At 69.7% G+C, this 17,769-nt stretch carries 14 protein-coding genes; 3 read left to right on the top strand and 11 right to left on the bottom strand.

The genetic code is table 11. The annotated features are described in order from the left end of the window. Window positions 1–5 precede the first annotated feature (5 nt). The 3 genes from AC07EJ_RS22620 to AC07EJ_RS22610 all read right to left on the bottom strand — a co-directional run bounded on the left by AC07EJ_RS22620 (window position 6) and on the right by AC07EJ_RS22610 (window position 4,060). Window positions 6–1,046, bottom strand: a complete 1,041-nt coding sequence (locus AC07EJ_RS22620) for a LacI family DNA-binding transcriptional regulator (protein WP_393581927.1) — start codon at window positions 1,044–1,046, stop codon at window positions 6–8. Between the two features lie 71 nt (window positions 1,047–1,117). After that, a complete protein-coding gene (locus tag AC07EJ_RS22615; RefSeq protein ID WP_478884811.1) occupies window positions 1,118–2,866 on the bottom strand; it encodes a discoidin domain-containing protein in 1,749 nt (582 codons plus the stop codon). 102 nt (window positions 2,867–2,968) lie between these two features. Next, entirely contained in the window at window positions 2,969–4,060 is a 1,092-nt protein-coding gene (locus tag AC07EJ_RS22610; protein WP_478884810.1) for a DUF1996 domain-containing protein, read from the bottom strand. 374 nt (window positions 4,061–4,434) lie between these two features. On the opposite strand from AC07EJ_RS22610, the gene AC07EJ_RS22605 reads away from it, so the two are divergent. Beyond that, complete coding sequence (locus AC07EJ_RS22605) at window positions 4,435–6,261, top strand: coagulation factor 5/8 type domain-containing protein (RefSeq protein WP_389482937.1); 1,827 nt, start codon at window positions 4,435–4,437, stop codon at window positions 6,259–6,261. Window positions 6,262–6,315: 54 nt separating this feature from the next. Here the strand turns inward: AC07EJ_RS22605 and AC07EJ_RS22600 are convergent, their stop codons facing one another. From AC07EJ_RS22600 to AC07EJ_RS22580, 5 genes are all read right to left on the bottom strand, one after another. Continuing rightward, the gene (locus AC07EJ_RS22600) at window positions 6,316–7,923 is read right to left on the bottom strand and encodes a molybdopterin-dependent oxidoreductase (protein WP_478884871.1); all 1,608 of its coding nucleotides are present in this window, start codon (window positions 7,921–7,923) and stop codon (window positions 6,316–6,318) included. 129 nt (window positions 7,924–8,052) lie between these two features. After that, on the bottom strand, window positions 8,053–9,426 hold the full coding sequence (locus tag AC07EJ_RS22595; protein ID WP_389490587.1) for a GH1 family beta-glucosidase: 1,374 nt from the start codon (window positions 9,424–9,426) through the stop codon (window positions 8,053–8,055). Between the two features lie 47 nt (window positions 9,427–9,473). Next, window positions 9,474–10,313: a carbohydrate ABC transporter permease gene (locus AC07EJ_RS22590; protein WP_389490594.1), complete on the bottom strand. Its 840-nt coding sequence runs from the start codon at window positions 10,311–10,313 to the stop codon at window positions 9,474–9,476. A 34-nt stretch (window positions 10,314–10,347) separates the two neighbouring features. Further along, window positions 10,348–11,343 carry a carbohydrate ABC transporter permease gene (locus tag AC07EJ_RS22585; RefSeq protein ID WP_393581924.1) on the bottom strand — a complete coding sequence of 332 codons (996 nt, stop codon included), beginning with the start codon at window positions 11,341–11,343 and terminating at the stop codon, window positions 10,348–10,350. An 11-nt stretch (window positions 11,344–11,354) separates the two neighbouring features. Continuing rightward, entirely contained in the window at window positions 11,355–12,668 is a 1,314-nt protein-coding gene (locus tag AC07EJ_RS22580) for an ABC transporter substrate-binding protein (protein WP_478884809.1), read from the bottom strand. A gap of 189 nt (window positions 12,669–12,857) precedes the next feature. Between AC07EJ_RS22580 and AC07EJ_RS22575 the strand changes: the two genes are divergently transcribed. Beyond that, entirely contained in the window at window positions 12,858–14,141 is a 1,284-nt protein-coding gene (locus AC07EJ_RS22575; RefSeq protein WP_478884808.1) for an ROK family protein, read from the top strand. 15 nt (window positions 14,142–14,156) lie between these two features. Here AC07EJ_RS22575 and AC07EJ_RS22570 read toward each other — a convergent pair whose 3' ends face one another. Together AC07EJ_RS22570 and AC07EJ_RS22565 are read right to left on the bottom strand one after the other, a co-directional pair. After that, complete coding sequence (locus tag AC07EJ_RS22570) at window positions 14,157–14,561, bottom strand: ACT domain-containing protein (protein ID WP_478884807.1); 405 nt, start codon at window positions 14,559–14,561, stop codon at window positions 14,157–14,159. A gap of 83 nt (window positions 14,562–14,644) precedes the next feature. Beyond that, window positions 14,645–15,532, bottom strand: coding sequence for an oxygenase MpaB family protein (locus tag AC07EJ_RS22565; RefSeq protein WP_389490575.1), 888 nt, complete (start codon window positions 15,530–15,532; stop codon window positions 14,645–14,647). Between the two features lie 158 nt (window positions 15,533–15,690). On the opposite strand from AC07EJ_RS22565, the gene AC07EJ_RS22560 reads away from it, so the two are divergent. Continuing rightward, complete coding sequence (locus AC07EJ_RS22560) at window positions 15,691–16,392, top strand: alpha/beta hydrolase (RefSeq protein WP_478884806.1); 702 nt, start codon at window positions 15,691–15,693, stop codon at window positions 16,390–16,392. Between the two features lie 58 nt (window positions 16,393–16,450). On the opposite strand, the gene lysA is transcribed toward AC07EJ_RS22560, so the two are convergent. Then, on the bottom strand, window positions 16,451–17,725 hold the full coding sequence (lysA, locus tag AC07EJ_RS22555) for a diaminopimelate decarboxylase (protein ID WP_389490571.1): 1,275 nt from the start codon (window positions 17,723–17,725) through the stop codon (window positions 16,451–16,453). Window positions 17,726–17,769: the final 44 nt, after the last annotated feature.

Genomic DNA, 17,769 nt, shown 5'->3' with positions numbered 1-17,769 from the left:
AGGCCCTATGCCGACTGCCTGAGCACCAGTTCGGGCTCGAAGATCAGTGACGTGGGCTCGGCCCGGGTGCCCTCGATGTGCTCCTGGAGCAGGCGTGCCATCGCCCCGGCCATCTCCTCGACCGGCTGGCGGACGGTGGTCAGTTGCGGCTTACAGGTGACGGCCACGCTCGAGTCGTCGAAACCGACGACCGCGACGTCCTCGGGCACCCGCCTCCCCTGTTCCCGCAGGATCTGGCACACGCCCTGGGCCATCAGGTCGTTGGCCGCGAACACCCCGTCGACGTCGGGGTGTTCGCCCAGGAGCCGCTCCATCGCCGCCGCCCCGCTGTCGAGGGTGAAGCCACCTTCAGCGATCGGCACATAGGGGACGCCGCCGCGCTCCATCCTGTCGCGGAACCCCGCCAGCCGCTCCTGGCCCGCCGGTACGTCCAACGGCCCCGACACGGTCGCCACCCTGCGGCGCCCCCGCGACAGCAGGTGTTCGGCGGCCAGTCGGCCGCCGTCACGATGCGCGAGATCGACGTAGCTGACCGGAACGGTAAGAGCCGGGCGGGCGAAGAAGACGGCGGGCAGCCGCTCGGCCGCGAGGAGTGCCGGCAGCGGGTCCTCGGCGTGGGTGGAGACCACGAGCGCCCCGTCCGCGCTGCCCTGCCGCAGATAGGCGGTGACCTGCTTCCTGGCCGTGTCCGACTCGGCGAACATCAGGACCGGGTGCATCGAGCGCGGCCGCAGAAAGCCGACGACTCCGCTCACGATGCGCCCGAAGAACGGATCCGCGAACACGCGTGCCGCGAAAGCGTTCTGCTCGCTGTCGGCCTCGTCCCCCGCGCCGGAGACCACCAGCGCGATCGTCTCGGCCCGCCGGGTCACGAGCGAGCGCGCGGCCCGGTTGGGCGCGTATCCCGTCCGGTCGATCGCCTGCCGCACCGTGTCCTGGATGCCCGGATCGACGTTGCGTACGCCGTTGATGACGCGCGAGACCGTCGCACGCGAGACCCCGGCCTCCCGTGCGACGTCCTCGAGCGTCGGCGCCTGTCTGTTCATGTCGGCACCCTAACTTCCCTCCAGGGGACGGGATAGAGCGCTCTCCCTCCCCGGACTCCCGAGCGGTCGGCTCAGTTGTAGACGCCGAACTCGTAGAGCGAGTACCCGTATCCGGTGCCGCGTGCCGTGCCGTTGACGCGGACGTAGCGGCCGGCGCCGTCGACGTCGAAGTCGTCGATCCCGCCGTTGCCCGCCGTCTCCTCGTGGATGGTCTTCCAGTTCTGGCCGTCGTCGGAGGTCTGGATCGTGTACGCCTTCGCGTACGAAGTCTCCCAGTTGAGCTGGACGTGCCTGAAGGACTGGCGGGCGCCGAGGTCGACCTGGAGCCACTGCGGGTCGCTCCAGTCGCTCGCCCAGCGCGTGTCGTTCCTGCCGTCGAACGCGTTCGCCGCGGTGCAGGGACAGTCGCCGCTCCCGGGCTGGTACGAGGACGCGGTGGCGGGCTGCCCGAGGGCGATGTCGGTGCCGCTGACGGGCGGCGGCACGACGCGCACCGAGCGGGTCTCGACGCCCACGTTGCCCTTGCCGTCTGTCGCCTTGACGTAGATCTTCCAGACCCCCGGCCTGTCGGGCGCGGTGACCTTGAACCTGCCTCCGCCCAGGTCGGTGAACGGCACGGGTGTGAGCTGCTTGCTCGCGTCGACGTAGTTGCTGTTGGTCAGCACCTCGTACGAGATCTGGTCGCCGTCGGGGTCCGTGGCCTTGGTCGTCAGCGTCAGGTTTCCGCCGGCGGGCACTTCGCCGGCGTCGCCCTCGACGTTCAATTCGGAGATGACGGGCGGGGTGTTGTCGTGCGACGTATCGGCGCCGTAGGCCTTCTTCACGGCGTAGTAGGAGAGCCGCTTCTGGCCCGCGGGCAGCAGATTGAACCAGATGCCTCCGAAGTCGTACTCCGTGCCGTAGTGGAACATCGTGGCGCCCAGGGCGACGCCTTTGTGGCCGGTGACACAGCCCCACGCCTTGGTGTAACCGTCGGCCTTGGCCTGGTCGGTCGGCTCGGCGGGCACACCGTTGGCATCGTCGGGGACCTCCCACTCGCCCGCGGGACCGGTCTCGGTCACGATGTACGGCTTGGTGTAACCGCCTCGCTCCCAGGCAGACTTGACGTCGCACACGGCGTTGTACGAGTTGACCGCGTAGAGATCGAGGTCGGGGGCGTTCTTCTTGTAGTAGGGCCAGGCTCCGACCCAGGCGTCCGTCGAGGTGACGGGGTGGTCGGGGTCGACAGCGTGGATCTTCTTCGTGATGTCGTTGACGAGGGTGGTGTAGGCGTCGCGCTGCTTCTCCAGTTCGTCGCCGCTGTAGCAGTTCTGCAGGCCGAGTACGGACTCGTTGCCGACGTTCCACATGAGGACGCCCGGGTTGTCCTTGTAGGTGTCGACCCACTTGGGGAACTCGTCGAGCATCTTGTTCTTGTAGTCGGTGTCCGTGAGGTAGTTGACGCAGCCACCACTGCCGGGCCCACCGCCGGGCTGGAGCCAGAAGCCCGCGATCACCTTGATGCCGTGGGCCGCCGCCGAGTCCAGCAGCGGCTTGCTGGAGCCGTCCGTCCCCCACGTGCGGATGGTGTTGACGCCCATCGACCGCAGGTCCGGCATATAGGTGTCGGCGTCGGCCACGGACGGCCCCCAGGTCAGCCCCTTGACCTGGTACGGAGAGCCGTCGACGGTCAGCTGCCAGTTCCCCTGGGAACCGGTGACTTTCACGACGCTGCCGGCGGCCTGCGCCTGCTGGGCCGGGAGCGACAGGGCACCTGCGGCGAGCAGCCCCGCGGTGAGGGGAGCGGCCAGACGGCGGGGGGATGTGCGGGGTCTCTGCATGGTCGTTCTCTCCCTGGACGTGGGGGTGAAGGGGGTGCGACGCGGGTGTGCGGCTCCCCGGGCCGGGGCGGCCGGTAACGCTCGGCCCGGGGAGCGCCCGGGTCAGGGCAGTTCGTAGTTCTCGTCGAGGGCGGCCCCGGCCTCGGGGTGGCTCTGGTCGTAGCCGCGGGGATCGCACTGGAGTCCGCCGACGACGCAGTGGTCCACCAGCGCCTTCAGGGTCGGGGCGTCCCACGCGTTGAAGAAGTCGTAGTGGAAGGAGTAGCTCGGGCCGCTGGCGAGTCCGAGCTGCGAGAGGTCACCGTTGACCGGGAAGGCCATCTTGAACTCGATCATCGGCAGGGCGACCGGGTGGTCGGCCGGGCAGGCGTTGTTGTTGGTGCCGGGGACGACGACCGGGTAGGCCATATGGCTCTTGTGGTCCGGTGTGTCGAGGTACTTGCCGTCCCAGCAACTGGGCGCCTGGAAGCGGATGTTGAGCTGGGTGTCCGGTGTGGTGGGACAGTCCTTGGGGAAGTCCACGTTGAAATAGCTGGTGCCGCACTCCCATCCCTCGACGAAGCCGCGGTGGTCGCGGAACTCCTGGGCGGTCTGCATCGGGCTGCCGACCACGAATCGCAGACCCTTCGGGAAGGGGCGGACGCTCGTGTAGTCGGTGACCCCGGCCTTGTAGTAGATGGTCTGCTCGCCGACCGGGAGCACGGGCTTGCCCCCGTTCAACAGCGTGGGCATCCAGTACCCGGACTTGTCGCCGGGTGCCAGACACGTGGTGGATCCCGCGTCGAGGGAGGCCGTGGTGCTGTTGGCGTCCGTCGTCGTGTTGCCCATGAACGTGTGGTCATGGGACTTGCCTGGCTGCCCCGGATAGACGATGGGGTCGTCGGGGCGGGTGTGGGTCACCGTGCAGTGGGCCTGGAACTCGTGGAAGTAGCGGTGCGGCGGCTCCTTCGTGGAGGGTTCCACGCCGGTCACCGGCGGATCGGCGGGGATGTATCCGTCGCCGTCCGGGTCCTCCGCCGATGCGACGGTGGACGCGGCCATCACGTGGCCCGTGTGCGCTCGGGCCGGTGACTGCGAACTCGGCTTCTCCTGGGCGGCGTTGGCGTTCATCGCCATGCCGTCCACGCCGAGCGACGTCACCAACAGCGCGCCGGTCACGAGTAACCCTGAAACGGTCTTCGATCTCCGTGCCATGGAGACCTCCTGCCACATCGGCATGGATGGGTGGGGGGTGGGTGGCCGGCGCACGTCCTGCGTCACACTGCCACCCGCGGAGCGGGCGCCTCTTGGAGCGAGGCGTTGGGAGAGCGCTCTCCGAGTCGGAGTGTTGCGGCAGTGGCGCGAGACTGTCAAGAGACGGTCAACGCCTCTTCTTTCAGAGGGTGTTGAGCTGTCGCCGACGGCGAAGGCGCCTCACCCGGAACCCCAACAGCCCCACGCCCGCCACTAATTTCGGCGATTCTGGATTTAAGTCTTGACGCATCGTTCACACAGATGAAGCATTCGACCGCAAGAGAGCGCTCCCACCCCCCTCATTCGTTCATTTTCTGAACCAGGAGAGTCGCCCTATGCTCACGCCCCCCACGAACGGTTCACCCAGAGCCGGTTCCCTCACGGCAGGTTCCCCCTCCCCCGCCACCGCCCCCTCACGCCGCACGGTCCTCGGCGCCATCGCGGCGACCGCGGCCACCGCTCCCGGCCTCCTCGCACTCGGGTCGCCCGCCTCCGCCGCGCCCGCCGCCGACCCCCTGCCCGGCGGCGGAGACCTGGGCCCGCAGGTGATCGTCTTCGACCCCTCCACACCGGGCATCCAGGCCAAGCTGGACGAGATCTTCAAACAGCAGGAGTCCGCACAGTTCGGCACCGGCCGCTACGCGTTCCTGTTCAAGCCCGGCACCTACAACGGCCTCAACGCCCAGCTCGGCTTCTACACCTCGATCGCCGGACTCGGCCTGTCCCCCGACGACACCTCGATCAACGGCGATGTCACGGTCGACGCCGGCTGGTTCAACGGCAACGCCACACAGAACTTCTGGCGCTCCGCCGAGAACCTCGCCCTCACTCCGGTCAACGGCACCAACCGCTGGGCCGTCGCCCAGGCCGCGCCGTTCCGCCGGATGCACGTGAGGGGCGGTCTCAATCTCGCCCCCGACGGCTACGGCTGGGCCAGCGGCGGCTACATCGCCGACAGCCGCATCGACGGCACCGTCGGGCCGTACTCGCAGCAGCAGTGGTACACCCGTGACAGTTCCGTCGGCGGCTGGACCAACGCCGTCTGGAACATGGTGTTCTCCGGCGTCGAGGGCGCGCCCGCACAGAGCTTCCCGAACCCGCCGTACACCACGCTCAACACGACGCCGGTCTCCCGCGAGAAGCCCTTCCTGTACCTCGACGGCGCCGACTACAAGGTCTTCCTGCCCGAGAAGCGCACCGACGCGCGCGGCACGACCTGGGGCAGCGGCACACCCCGGGGCACCTCGCTCGCGCTCTCCCAGTTCTACGTGGCGAAGCCCGGTGTCAGCGCCGCCACCCTCAACGCGGCGCTCGACCAGGGCCTCAACCTCCTTCTCACGCCCGGCATTTACCACCTCGACGCGGCAGTGGAGGTGAAGCGCGCCAACGCCGTGGTCCTCGGACTCGGCTACGCCACCCTCATCCCGGACAACGGTGTCACCGCGGTGAAGGTCGCCGACGTCGACGGCGTGCGCCTGGCCGGATTCCTGATCGACGCGGGAGCGGTCAACTCGCAGACCCTGCTGGAGGTCGGGCCCTCCGGCGCGTCCACCGACCACTCCGCCAACCCCATCACCGTCCAGGACGTCTTCGTGCGGATCGGCGGCGCGGGCCCCGGCAAGGCCACCACCAGCATCGTCGTCAACAGCCGGCACACGATCATCGACCACACCTGGGTCTGGCGCGCCGACCACGGCGACGGCGTCGGCTGGGAAACCAACCGCGCCGACTACGGCGTGCGCGTCAACGGCGACGACGTGCTGGCCACCGGCCTGTTCGTCGAGCACTTCAACAAGTACGACGTGTACTGGGCCGGACAGCGCGGCCGCACGATCTTCTACCAGAACGAGAAGGCGTACGACGCCCCGAACCAGGCCGCGGTCCAGGACGGCAACGTCAAGGGCTTCGCCGCGTACAAGGTCGCCGACTCCGTGACCACGCACGAGGGCTGGGGCCTGGGGAGCTACTGCAACTACACGGCGGACAACACCATCCGCCAGGACCACGGCTTCGCGGCGCCCAACACGTCCGGGGTGAAGTTCCACGACCTGCTCGTCGTGTCCCTGGGTGGCATGGGCCAGTACGAGCACGTCATCAACGACATCGGCGCCGCCACGTCCGGCACGACCACCGTGCCCTCGACCGTCGTCTCGTACCCCTGACCCCACCGGTGAGGGGCGACGGGCCGGACGACGGCCCGTCGCCCCTCACCGCCGTCAGCCGATCTCCACCTGAATCGAGTGGTAGCCGCTCGCCCCGTCCGGTACGGGGTCGGCGTGCTTCGCCGTCTGTGTCCGGCCGGTGCCGTCGGTCGCGCGGACCGTGAGGCGGTGTCCTCCCGAGGTCGCCTGCCACGGGTAGGACCACTGGCGCCAGGTGTCGCGGGTGTCCTCAGCGGCGAGCGTGGCCCGCTCCCACGGCCCGTCGTCGACGCGGACCTCGACGTTCTCGATCCCGCGGTGCTGCGCCCAGGCCACCCCCGCGACCATGACGGTGCCGGCCTTGCGGTTCACGAAGGGCTTGGGGGTGTCGATGCGGGACTCCGTCTTGATGGGCGCCTGCTGGGCCCAGCTCCGCTCCACCCAGTACGCGTCGTAGTCGGCGAAGGTGGTGAGTTCGATGTCCTCGATCCACTTGCAGGCCGACACGTAGCCGTACAGGCCGGGAACGAGCATGCGCACGGGGAAGCCGTGCGCGAAGGGCAGGGGTTGGCCGTTCATCCCCAGGGCCAGCATCGCGTCGCGGCCGTCCATGATGTCCTCGACGGGGCTGCCGATCGTCATGCCGTCGACGGAGCGGGCGACCAGCTGGTCCGCGGGGCCGCCCTTCGACGGGGGCCTGACGCCGCTGTCCGCGAGCACGTCGGCGAGGCGTACGCCGATCCAGCGGGCGTTGCCGATCAGGGAGCCGCCGACCTCGTTCGATACGCAGGTGAGGGTGATGGCTCGTTCGATGAGCGGCCTGCGCAGCAGGTCGTCGAAGGTCAGGGTGACGGGGCGGTTGACGCCCTTGCCGTGGATCCGCAGCCGCCATTTCATGGCGTCCACCATCGGCACGACCAGGGCGGTGTCGACCCGGTAGAAGTTCTGGTTCGGTGTGGTGAACGGGCCGATGCCGGGGATCGCCAGCTGAGCGTTGGCCGGGGTGGGCCTGCCCGGTGACGCCGGAACGGGCAGCTTGAGGTTGTTGCGGGAGGCCACGGCGTTCACGTCCTGCCTGCCGCGCGTGGAGCGGGCCAGCGCTCCGGCGCCGGTGGAGACGACGGCAGCGGCGGTCGCGAGGGTGATGAAACCGCGCCGGTCCCACCCGGGTTCGGTGCTGCCCGCGGATGGCTCCTCGGTCGGCGTGGTCCGCGCGCGGCCGGTGAGTGCGTACAGGAGCCACGCACCCACCAGCGCGCCGACCACGGACGGCGCTGCGTCGGCGACGCTCGTGGAGTCGGGGCGAGTGGTGGCGGCCACTGCACCGATCACGCCGAACAGCAGGACGCCGGCCGATCCGGCGCGGCGGTGGCGGACCGCGACGACGCCCAGGACCACCGCGAGGAGGGCCAGCACGACGACGATGCCCAGCTGCAGTACGAGCTTGTCGTGCGTGCCGAAGTTCCGGATCGCCCAGTCCTTGAGGGCAGTCGGCGTGCGGTCGATGGCCGCGCCGCCCACGGCCACCACGGGGCTCGCCTGGGGACGGACGACGGCCGCCGCCACTTCGGCGGCGGCCAGGGCCGCGTAACCGGCCAGGAGTCCGCTCAGCGCGCCGAGGTACGCGCGCCGCCGCGCACCGTGCCGCCCCCGGAAGAATCGGCTCTCGCCCGCTCCAGAAATGGGGAAACCTTCCTCGCGGCATGTCCGCCGCACCCTCGAGCTTCGTCAGCCCGACCATGCTGTAGGCGATGCCGCAGGCATTCAAGCGGACATGCGCGAGCGTACGGGCGCAAAAGCCGTGGGGGCGCGTCAGGCCGCGTTGCCCCTGAGCCCCCTCCCCTGCCGGTGCCTGCGGACGATGTCCGCGTAGCGGTGGCCGCTGCCCTTGATGGTGCGCCGCTGCGTTTTGTAGTCGACGTGGACCAGGCCGAAGCGCTTGTCGTAGCCGTAGGCCCACTCGAAGTTGTCCAGGAGTGACCAGGCGTAGTACCCGGCGAGCGGTGCCCCCTTGCGGGCGGCGGAGGCGCAGGCCGCGAGGTGGCCTTCCAGGTACTCGATGCGTCCGGGGTCGTCGACGGATCCGTCGGGCCGTACGACGTCGGGGAAGGCGGAGCCGTTCTCGGTGACGTACAGCTTGCGGGCGCCGTACTCGTGGGTGAGGCGCAGCAGCAGGGTCTCGATGCCGCTCGCGTCGATCTCCCAGTCCATGCCGGTGCGCGGGACGCCGAGGCGGCGCACCTCGCGGGCGTGCGGGGCGGGGCCCAGGGGGTCGTCGGCGACGACGGCCGGCATGTAGTAGTTCAGGCCGAGCCAGTCGAGCGGGGCGGCGATCGCCTCCAAGTCGCCTGCCTGCTCGGGGAGTTCGACGCCGTAGACGTCGCGCATGTCGGCGGGGAAGCCGCGGCCGTGGACGGGGTCGAGCCACCAGCGGTTGGTGTGACCGTCCATGCGGTGGGCCGCCGCGACGTCCTCGGGCCGGTCGGTGGCGGCTTGGACGGTGGAGAGGTTGTTGACGATGCCGATGCGTGCGTCGGGCGCCGCGGCGCGGATCGCCCGGGTGGCGAGGCCGTGGCCGAGCAGCAAGTGGTAGGAGGCGCGGACGGCGGCGGTCAGGTCGCTGATTCCGGGGGCCATGCGGCCTTCGAGGTGGCCGATCCAGGCCGAGCACAGCGGTTCGTTGAGGGTGGCCCACTGGGTGACGCGGTCGCCGAGGCGTCCGACGACGACGGCGGCGTAGTCGGCGAAGCGGAGTGCCGTGTCGCGCTCGGGCCAGCCGCCCCGGTCCTGGAGGGTCTGCGGGAGGTCCCAGTGGTAGAGGGTGACGGACGGCTCGATGCCGGCTTCGAGGAGGCCGTCGATCAACTGGTCGTAGAAGTCTAGGCCCTTGGCGTTGACGGGGCCGTCGCCGCCGGGCAGGATCCGCGGCCAGGCCAGGGAGAGCCGGTAGGCGTTGGTGCCGAGTTGCTTCATGAGCGCGATGTCCTCGCGCCAGCGGTGGTAGTGGTCGCAGGCCACGTCCCCGTGGTCGTCGTTGTCGATCTTGCCGGGGGTGTGCGAGAAGGTGTCCCAGATCGAGGGGGCACGGCCGTCCTCGGTGACGGCTCCTTCGATCTGGTAGGCGGAGGTGGCCGTGCCCCAGGCGAAGTCCTTCGGGAGAGCGGCGAAGTCGATGGGCTTGGACACTGACGTCCTTTCGGGCGAGGGGGCGGCTGCTCGGCCGGCCGTACGGGTCACTTCACGGCCCCGGCGGTCAGGCCGGCGACGAGGTAGCGCTGGAGCAGCAGGAATCCGGCGACCACGGGGATGCTCACGACGAGTGAGGCGGCCATGATCTGGTTCCAGTACACGTCGTTCTGGGTGGAGTAGTTCTGGAGGCCGACGGCGAGGGTGCGGGTGGCGTCGGTCGTCAGGACGGACGCGAAGAGCACTTCTCCCCAGGCGGTCATGAAGGCGTACACGGCGACGGCGACGATGCCGGGGATCGCGGCCGGGACCACGACGCGGAACAGTGCCTTGAGCGGTCCGCAGCCGTCCACCATCGCGGCCTCGTCCAGGTCCCTGGGGACCGACTCGAAGTACCCGATGAGCATCCAGATCGAGAAGGGCAGGGAGAACGTGAGATAGGTGAGGATGAGTCCGCCGCGTGAGCCGAACAGGGCGATCCCGGTGGACTGGCCGATGTTGACGTAGATGAGGAACAGCGGCAGCAGGAAGAGGATGCCGGGGAACATCTGCGTCGACAGGACCGTCACCGTGAAGACGCGCTTGCCGCGGAACTGGTAGCGGCTGACCGCGTAGGCGGCGAAGACGGCGATCACGACCGAGCAGACCGTGGCCGCACCGGCCACGATCAGCGAGTTCAGGAAGTACTTCGCCAGCGGGACGGTCTTCCAGATGTCGAAGTAGGGCCGGATGGTGAGCCCGCTGGGCATCCAGCGGAACTTGCCCGACACGTCCTCCAGCGGCTTGAGCGAGCTGGAGATCATGACGTAGACGGGCAGCAGGACGAAGCCCGTGAGCAGGGTCAGGAAGATCCGGCGGGACCAGATGAAGGAGCGCGGGGACGCCATCGGCGAGCGCGGAGCGCCGCGGGAGACGGTGGGGCTAGCCACGGGAGACCTTCCTCCCTCGTGAGGTGAGCACCAGGTAGATCCCCGTCACCAGGAGCAGGAACAGCAGCAGGAGTACGGACATGGCCGCTCCGGTGCCGAAGTTCCAGGTGGCGAAGGACGACTGGTAGATGTGCACGGAGATGAGGTCGGCCGCTTCGGGCGCCGCCCTGCCGAACAGCACGAACGGTGTGTTGAAGTCGTTGAACGTCCACAGGAACAGGACAAGTACGAGCACCTGGTTGACCGGGCGCAGCGAGGGAAGGGTGATCCGCCGGATCTGCTGCCAGATGCCCGCGCCGTCCATGGCGGCGGCCTCGTAGAGCTCCTTGGGGATGTTCTGGAGCCCGGCCATCACGATCAGGAAGGCGAACGGCCAGCCCTTCCAGACCGAGACGGTCAGCAGTGCGAAGAAGCTGTTGTCGCCGATGAGCCAGAAGGGATGCCCGTCGGTGAGGCCCAGCTGGTCGTGGAGCACGTGGTTGACCAGGCCGTTGTCCCTTTGGAACATGAACGCCCAGGTGATCACGGCCGCGTAGACGGGCAGCGCGTACGGCACCAGGAACAGGGTGCGCAGGAAGCCGCGGCCGGTGAACGTCTCCTGCATGAAGACGGCCGCTGCCGTGCCGAGGAGCCAGCACAGGCCGACCGACATGAGCGTGAAGACGCAGGTGATCCAGAACGAGTGGAGCAGGGCCTTTCCGACGGGTGCGTCGAAGTCGACGGCCACGTCGAAGTTGCCGAGGCCGGTCCAGGGGGCCGCGCCCCAGTCCCGCAGATAGAACTGGGTCAGCTCCTTGAACGCCATGAAGAAGCCGATGGCGATCGGCAGCAGGTGGACGAGGATCTCGAGCAGCAGCGCCGGGAGCAACAGCAGGTACGGAAGTCCCAGGCGGCGGATGCGCCCGGGGCGCCGCGGCTTGCGCGTCGCCCCGGGGGTGTCCTCACGCACCGCCGGATCCCCCTTCGGGGAGTTCACGATGGTGGTCATGGGCACATCACTCACTGACTGGCCATCTGCTGCTGAGCCTTGGTCAGCTCGGCCTTGACGTCAGCCGTGGAGAGCTTCTTGCCGTTCGCCGCCTGGGCGAAGAGGTTCTTGACGGCGGTGCCGACGGAGGTCTCGAACTGGGACTCGTTCGGCACCTGGGGCAGCGCGGTGGCGCTGGTCGCGAGGGTCTCGCGCAGCACCTTGAGCTCGGGCCGGTCGAAAGCCGGGTCGCTCTGGGCGGCCTTGACCGGGGGGATGGAGCCGTAGGTCTTGCAGAGCAGCTTCTGCTCGGCGTCGCTGGTCATGAACTTCACGAACTTCATGGAGCCGTCGATGTTCTTCGTGTTCTTGAAGACGGCGAGGTTGATGCCCGCCACCATCGAGTTGGTGGCCTTGCCCGCGCCGGGCGCACCCGACTGGACCGGCACCGGGGCGACGCCCCACTCGTCGTCCTGCATGCCCTGCGACTTGAACGTGGTGGCCGCGGCCTGCCACAGGACCATGGCGGTCTTGCCCTTGGAGAAGTCGCTGAGGGACTGGTTCTTCGCGTACTCGGCGTTGCCGGGCGCGATGATCTTGTTCGTGGCCATCATGTCGACGTACTGCTTGACGGCCGCGACCGCTGCGTCGTCGGTGAAGTCGGCCTTGCCGTCCGCGGTGAAGAAGTCGCCGCCGTGCTGCTTTGCGAGGACGAAGACCTGGTGGATGTTGTTGGAGAGGTTGGAGCCTTCGGCCCCGAGTCCCCACTTGCCGCCCTTGGATATCTTCGCGCCGTCCGCGGTGAGTTCGTCCCAGGTCTTCGGCGGCTCGGTGATGCCGGCTTCCTTGAACATCGCCTTGTTGTAGTACAGGGCGTACGCCATCGAGTAGAGCGGTACGGCGGCCGGGTCCTTGCCCTGCGCGCCGGTCGAGCCGAGCGCCGACTCCACGAAGCGGTCCTTGCCGCCGACCTTGTCGAAGTTCTTCTGGTCCCACGGCAGGAGGGCACCGGTCGCCTGGAGCGAGGACGACCAGGTGTTGCCGATGTTGAGGACGTCGGGGCCCTCGCCCGAGGTGGTCGCCGTGAGGATGCGGGTGAGCAGGTCGGACCAGGGGACGACCTCCAGCTTGACCTTGATGCCGGTCTGCTTCTCGAACTTGTCGAGTTCGGGCTGGAGGATCTTCTTGTCCGCCTCGACGTTCGGCCCCTGGTTGGACGCCCAGTAGGTCAGGGTCTTGGGCGACTCGTTCGATCCCTCGTCGGATGAACCCCCGCCGCAGGCGGTCGCAGCGGCCAGCAGGGAGACGACGACCGCGCTACTGGCGAGTGCTCGAATTCTTTGCATGGCTCCAGGTGTCCCTTCCTCAGGAGCGTCCAAGCCGGGGCGCGGGTCTGCAGGCCGAAGCGCTCGGCGTTCAGTTCCTGAAGTCACCCACGACTTAATTTAGGCTGTGAGTTAAACCGCGCGGAAAGGTCGCGTCAAGGGTTTGGGCAGGGGTACCTTGCGTCTGTCGCAGGTCAGGAAGGAGCCCAGATGGATCGGCGGAGCAGACGCACGGTGAGTGACCTGCGCAGGGCCAATCGAGCAGCGATCCTGCAACAGTTGTATTTCGACGGCCCGACGAGCCGCCAGGCGCTCGGCCCTCTCACGGGACTGAGTTCAGGATCCGTCAGCAACGTGGTGGCCGAACTCGCCGCCGACGGCCTCGTGGAGGAGGCCGGCAGCCTGGACTCCGACGGCGGTCGGCCGCGCATCCTGCTCCGCGTCAGCCCGCACAGCGGCAACCTGATCGGCATCGACGTCGGCGAGACCCGCGTCCGCGTGGAGGTCTTCGACGTGACCCTCACCGAACTCGCCCGCGCCGACGTCCCGTTGACGGGCGACGGCTACGACGTCACGGTCGTCGTGGAACACATCCGCAGCGGCATCGAGCAGGTGCTCGCCGAGGCAGGCGTGCCGGCGGACGGCCTTCTCGGCATCGGGATCGGCGTGCCCGGCGTGGTCGAGCGGGCCCCCGAGTCCGGCGCCGTGGTCCACTGCCAGACCATCGGCTGGGACGCGGTCCCCTTGGAGTCACTGCTGCGCGCGTCATCCCAACTCCCTTCCACAATCCCGTACTTCATCGACAACGGCGCCAAGACGCTCGGGCAGGCGGAGATGTGGTTCGGCGCCGGACGCGGTGCGCGCAGCGCCGCGATCGTCCTCTTCGGCACCGGGGTCGGCGCCTGCCTTTTCGCGGACGGCAGGGGCCGGGCGCTGGAGTGGGGCCACCTGACGGTGCAGGCCGGCGGGCGGACGTGCCGCTGCGGGGCGCCGGGCTGCCTGGAGGCGTACGCGGGGGCCGAGTCCGTACTGGAGCGGTGGCGGGAGGCCGGCGGACAGCCGCCCCGAGGAGTCGACGAGGAGACCCAGCTGACGGCTCTGCTCGCCGCCGCCTGCCCGACGGACGGGAGCGAGCCCGACCCGGTGGCGTACGAGGTGATGGCGAAGACGGCCGAGTACCTGGGCGCCGGACTGTCCGACCTCATCAACCTCTTCCAGCCGGAGCGCATCCTGATCGGCGGCTGGGCCGGGCTCCAGTTCGGCTCCCGCTTTCTCGACGACGTGCGCAGGCACGCCACGAAGTACGCCCTGTCCTACCCGGCCGGAAGGGCCACCATCGAACTGGGCAAGCTGGGCCCCGACGCGGTCACCGTCGGTGCGGCGACACTCCCCCTGGAGGACTTCTTCGCCCGCGGCGGCCGCCGCGACACCCCGGCCCAGGAACCCACACCGCCCGCGTGGCGCACGGCACTTGAGGGCCGCGTTCTCGGGTGACCCGAGCCGGCTTCGTCACCTGGTGGCCGACCGGCGCGCGAGGTCTTCCAGGAGAGCCACCGCCTCTTCCGCCCGCTCGTGGGGGACGAAGAGGTGGTCATGATGGAACCCGGCCACGACGTTGCAGCTCAGGCCCGCGATGGCGAGATCCTGGGCGACGGCCGCGGTCAGGCCCACGGCCTCCAGTGCCGAGTGGATGCGCAGGGTGATCCACCCTGCCACGTAGTCGTAGCCGAGACCTGCCGCCTCGGCCTCCTCCAGCGGGACCACCAGCGTCAGCGCCTCCCGCTCGGCGACGGTCACCACAGGGGTGACGCCGGGCGGAATCGCGCCGGCGACGGTCGTGAAGACGTAGCGCCCGGGGTTGAGCTCCGGCCGCATGCCGCTCAACAGTGCCCGCAGATCTCTCTCACCACTCATGATCACCAGAGTAGGCGGCCCGCGGCGTCCGTCGGCCGACCCGCTGCCTACGGCTCACGTCCACCGACAGCACCGGCGCCACGTCAGACCTCCGGTGGGGTCGGCAGGGGCCGGTTGGGGGCCATGGCCCAGCGCACCAGCGAAGTGACGCCGCGGCCGAGCGGCCGTACGGCCACGGTGTCGACCAGCGGCAGCCGGGGGAGCTTCAGCTCCGCCGCCGCCCAACTGGGCAGCAGGGAAACGGCGTTCGCGGCGAGAACCCCGTACGGGAGGCGGGCGACCAGAGGCACCGGTGGGTTCAGGAGGAGGAAGCGGGCGGCGGCGCGGGCCTCCGGCGTCGCACGCAGCTCACGCCGGTACGCCGTGAACCGGTCGGCGAGTTCTGCCCGGTTCGTGGGCGGATCCAGGACGCCGAGCGCGGTGGCGACCCGCGCGGCGTCGGCGACATAGCCGTCGTACTCGGCGCCGGTCAGCGGGTGGGCGCCGTACCGCTGATGAGCGCGCAGGAAGCTGTCGACCTCCGCGATGTGGACCCAGCCGAGCAGATGCGGATCCCCTGCGTGGTACCGCTCACCCCGCGCGGTCACCCCGCGCACCCGCGCGTGGACTGCCCGCACCTGGTCGCAGGCCTCCTGCGCGCCGTCGGCGGGGCCGTAGGTCGTCATCGCCAGGAAGGTGCTCGTACGCTGAAGCCTGCCCCAGGGGTCGCCGCGGAAGCCGGAGTGGGCGGAGACGGCGGCCATCGCGAGCGGGTGGAGCGACTGGAGCAGCAGGGCACAGATCCCGCCGATGAACATGGACGCGTCCCCGTGCACCGTGCGGATGGGCCGGTCCGGGCCGAACCAGCGAGGTCCGGGCGTCTCATGGATACGGGCGCGGTTCTTGGGCCCCTCCGGGCCCGCGACACGGGCGAAGAGGTTCTTTCCCAGCCGCTCCTGCACCCCGCGGCCGTCCGGTCCGGTCAGTCTCATGGTGACGTGACGTCCCTTCGGATGCGCGGGTCCAGCCTACTTTGTCCGGTCGTAGCAGGTCGCGTTTGCCCGTCCCGGCCACCCGGGCGGACTTCGCGGCGGCGGTGCGGCGAGGATGGGGTCATGATGCAGCATTCCGGCGGCCAGGAGGAACGGCCTTGAGCGCAACGATCCGCACCGTGTCCTATCCCACCGGCAGGGAGCACAAGCCTCTCGACATCCACAACTCCCCTGAGGCCGAAGGCCCTTGCGTCCTTATGTGGCACGGCATCGGGACCGACGAGCGCGATGTACTGGTCCCGCTGGCCCAGGACATCGCCGAACTGGGCCTCACCGTCCTCGTCCCCGACTGGCGTTCGGACACCCCTGACGAAGGCCGCGCGCATCTCACCGACTCGTTGCGGTTCGCCCACGACTTCGCCGGCCCCTCCCGGCAGCTGGTCGTCGCCGGCTGGTCGGCGGGGGCGGGCGCCGCCCTGGGGGTGGCCCTGGACCCGGAACTCTTCGGTGACCGGCCGCCCGCCGCCGTCATCGGCATCGCGGGCGGCTACCGGCGCCCGGCGCGCACCACGGGAGCCGTACCCCTCCAGGCGCTCGGGCGCGCCACGGCACGTGTGCCCGTACGGCTCGTGCACGGCACTGAAGACGCCTCCGTCTCCGTCGACTCCTCGCGGGAACTGCACGAAGCGCTGCGCGCGCACGGCTGGGACTGCACTCTCAGCGAACAGGCCACCGATCACGCCGGGGTGCTCGGCTGCGTGTACGACCCGATGGCGGATCGCTGCGTGGCCGATGCCTCCGTCCGCGCCTTCGGCCTGGCGACGGCCCAGGTGGTGGCCGCCGTCGCCCGGTCGCTGTAACCGGGGGACTCCGGCGGCGGAGGCCATCAGGAACGGCTCCCCTCCATAGGGGACGCCGTCACTGGTCGCGGCGCAGCAGGTCCTCGTACGTCTCGCGGCGCACCACGGCACGGGCCTCACCGTCGCGGCAGAAGACGACCGGGGGACGGCGGGCGCCGTTGTAGTTGTTGGAGATCGAGTAGCAGTACGCGCCGGTGACCGGTACCGCGATCAGGTCGCCGACGGCCGGGGCGCGCAGCGGTACGTCACGGATGAGGGTGTCGCCGGACTCGCAGTGGCGGCCGACCAGGTCGCAGGGCTCGCCGCCGCCGACACGGGAGGTGACGGTCGCCTCGAAACGCTGGCCGTACAGCATCGGTTCGAGGTTGTCGCCCATGCCGCCGTCGACGGCGACGAGGGCGCGCGGACGGCCCCGCTTGACGGTGACCGCACGGTAGAGGGTGAGCGCCGACTCGGCGACCAGGGACCGTCCGGGCTCGATGATCAGCCGGGCGTTCGCGGGGAGGTGGGCGCGGGCCGCTTCGGTCAGGGTACGTACGTACGCGTCGACCGTCGGCGCCCGGTCCGCGTAGGTGTACCGGACGCCCAGGCCGCCGCCCAGGTCGTACACCGCGTGCTCGCCCAGCTCACCGAGGGAGGCGATGGCCTCGACGGCGCGGGCGAACGGGGCGGTGTCGAGGAGCTGCGAGCCGACGTGGACGTGCACGCCGTCGAGGCGCAGCCGGTCACTGGCGCGCAGCCGGGCCGCGGCGCGCACCGCGTCTGGCACGGAGAGGCCGAACTTGGAACCGGCGTGGCCGGTCGCCATCGCCTCGTGTGTGTCGGCCTCGACGTCCGGGATGACGCGGATCAGGACGCGCTGCTCGTCCGTGACGATCTTCTCCAGGCGGTCGATGTCGTCGAAGTTGTCGATGACGATCGTGCCGGCTCCGGCGTCGACCGCCATGGTGAGTTCCTCGTCGGTCTTGGCGTTGCCGTGGACGACGAGGCGGGCCGGGTCCGCGCCCGCGGCGAGTGCGGCCACGAGTTCCCCGCCTCCGGCGACGTCCACGCCGAGCCCTTCCTCGACCATCACCCGGACCACGGCCGTGCACGGGAAGGACTTCGACGCGAAGACCACTTGTCCGTTCGGCCAATGCCGCTTCAGGGCCTCCGTGTACTCGCGTGCGCGGGCCCTGAGAGCACCCTCGTCCACGATGACGGCGGGGGTGCCGAAGCGCTCGGCGAGGTCGTCGAGGCGGCATCCTCCGACGAGGATCTCGCCGTCTGCGGCGAGTTCTGTCCCCTTCGGGAAGAGTTCGACGATATCGGAGGTGGCGGTCGTGGCGCTCATGGGCGATGGCTCCTGTCCCTGGTCGATGGGCCTATCCTGACGGC

Source organism: Streptomyces sp. NPDC045026, from assembly GCF_056432625.1.
Note: the sequence above shows the minus strand (reverse complement) of the source record. Positions and strands in the feature narration are given on the sequence as shown.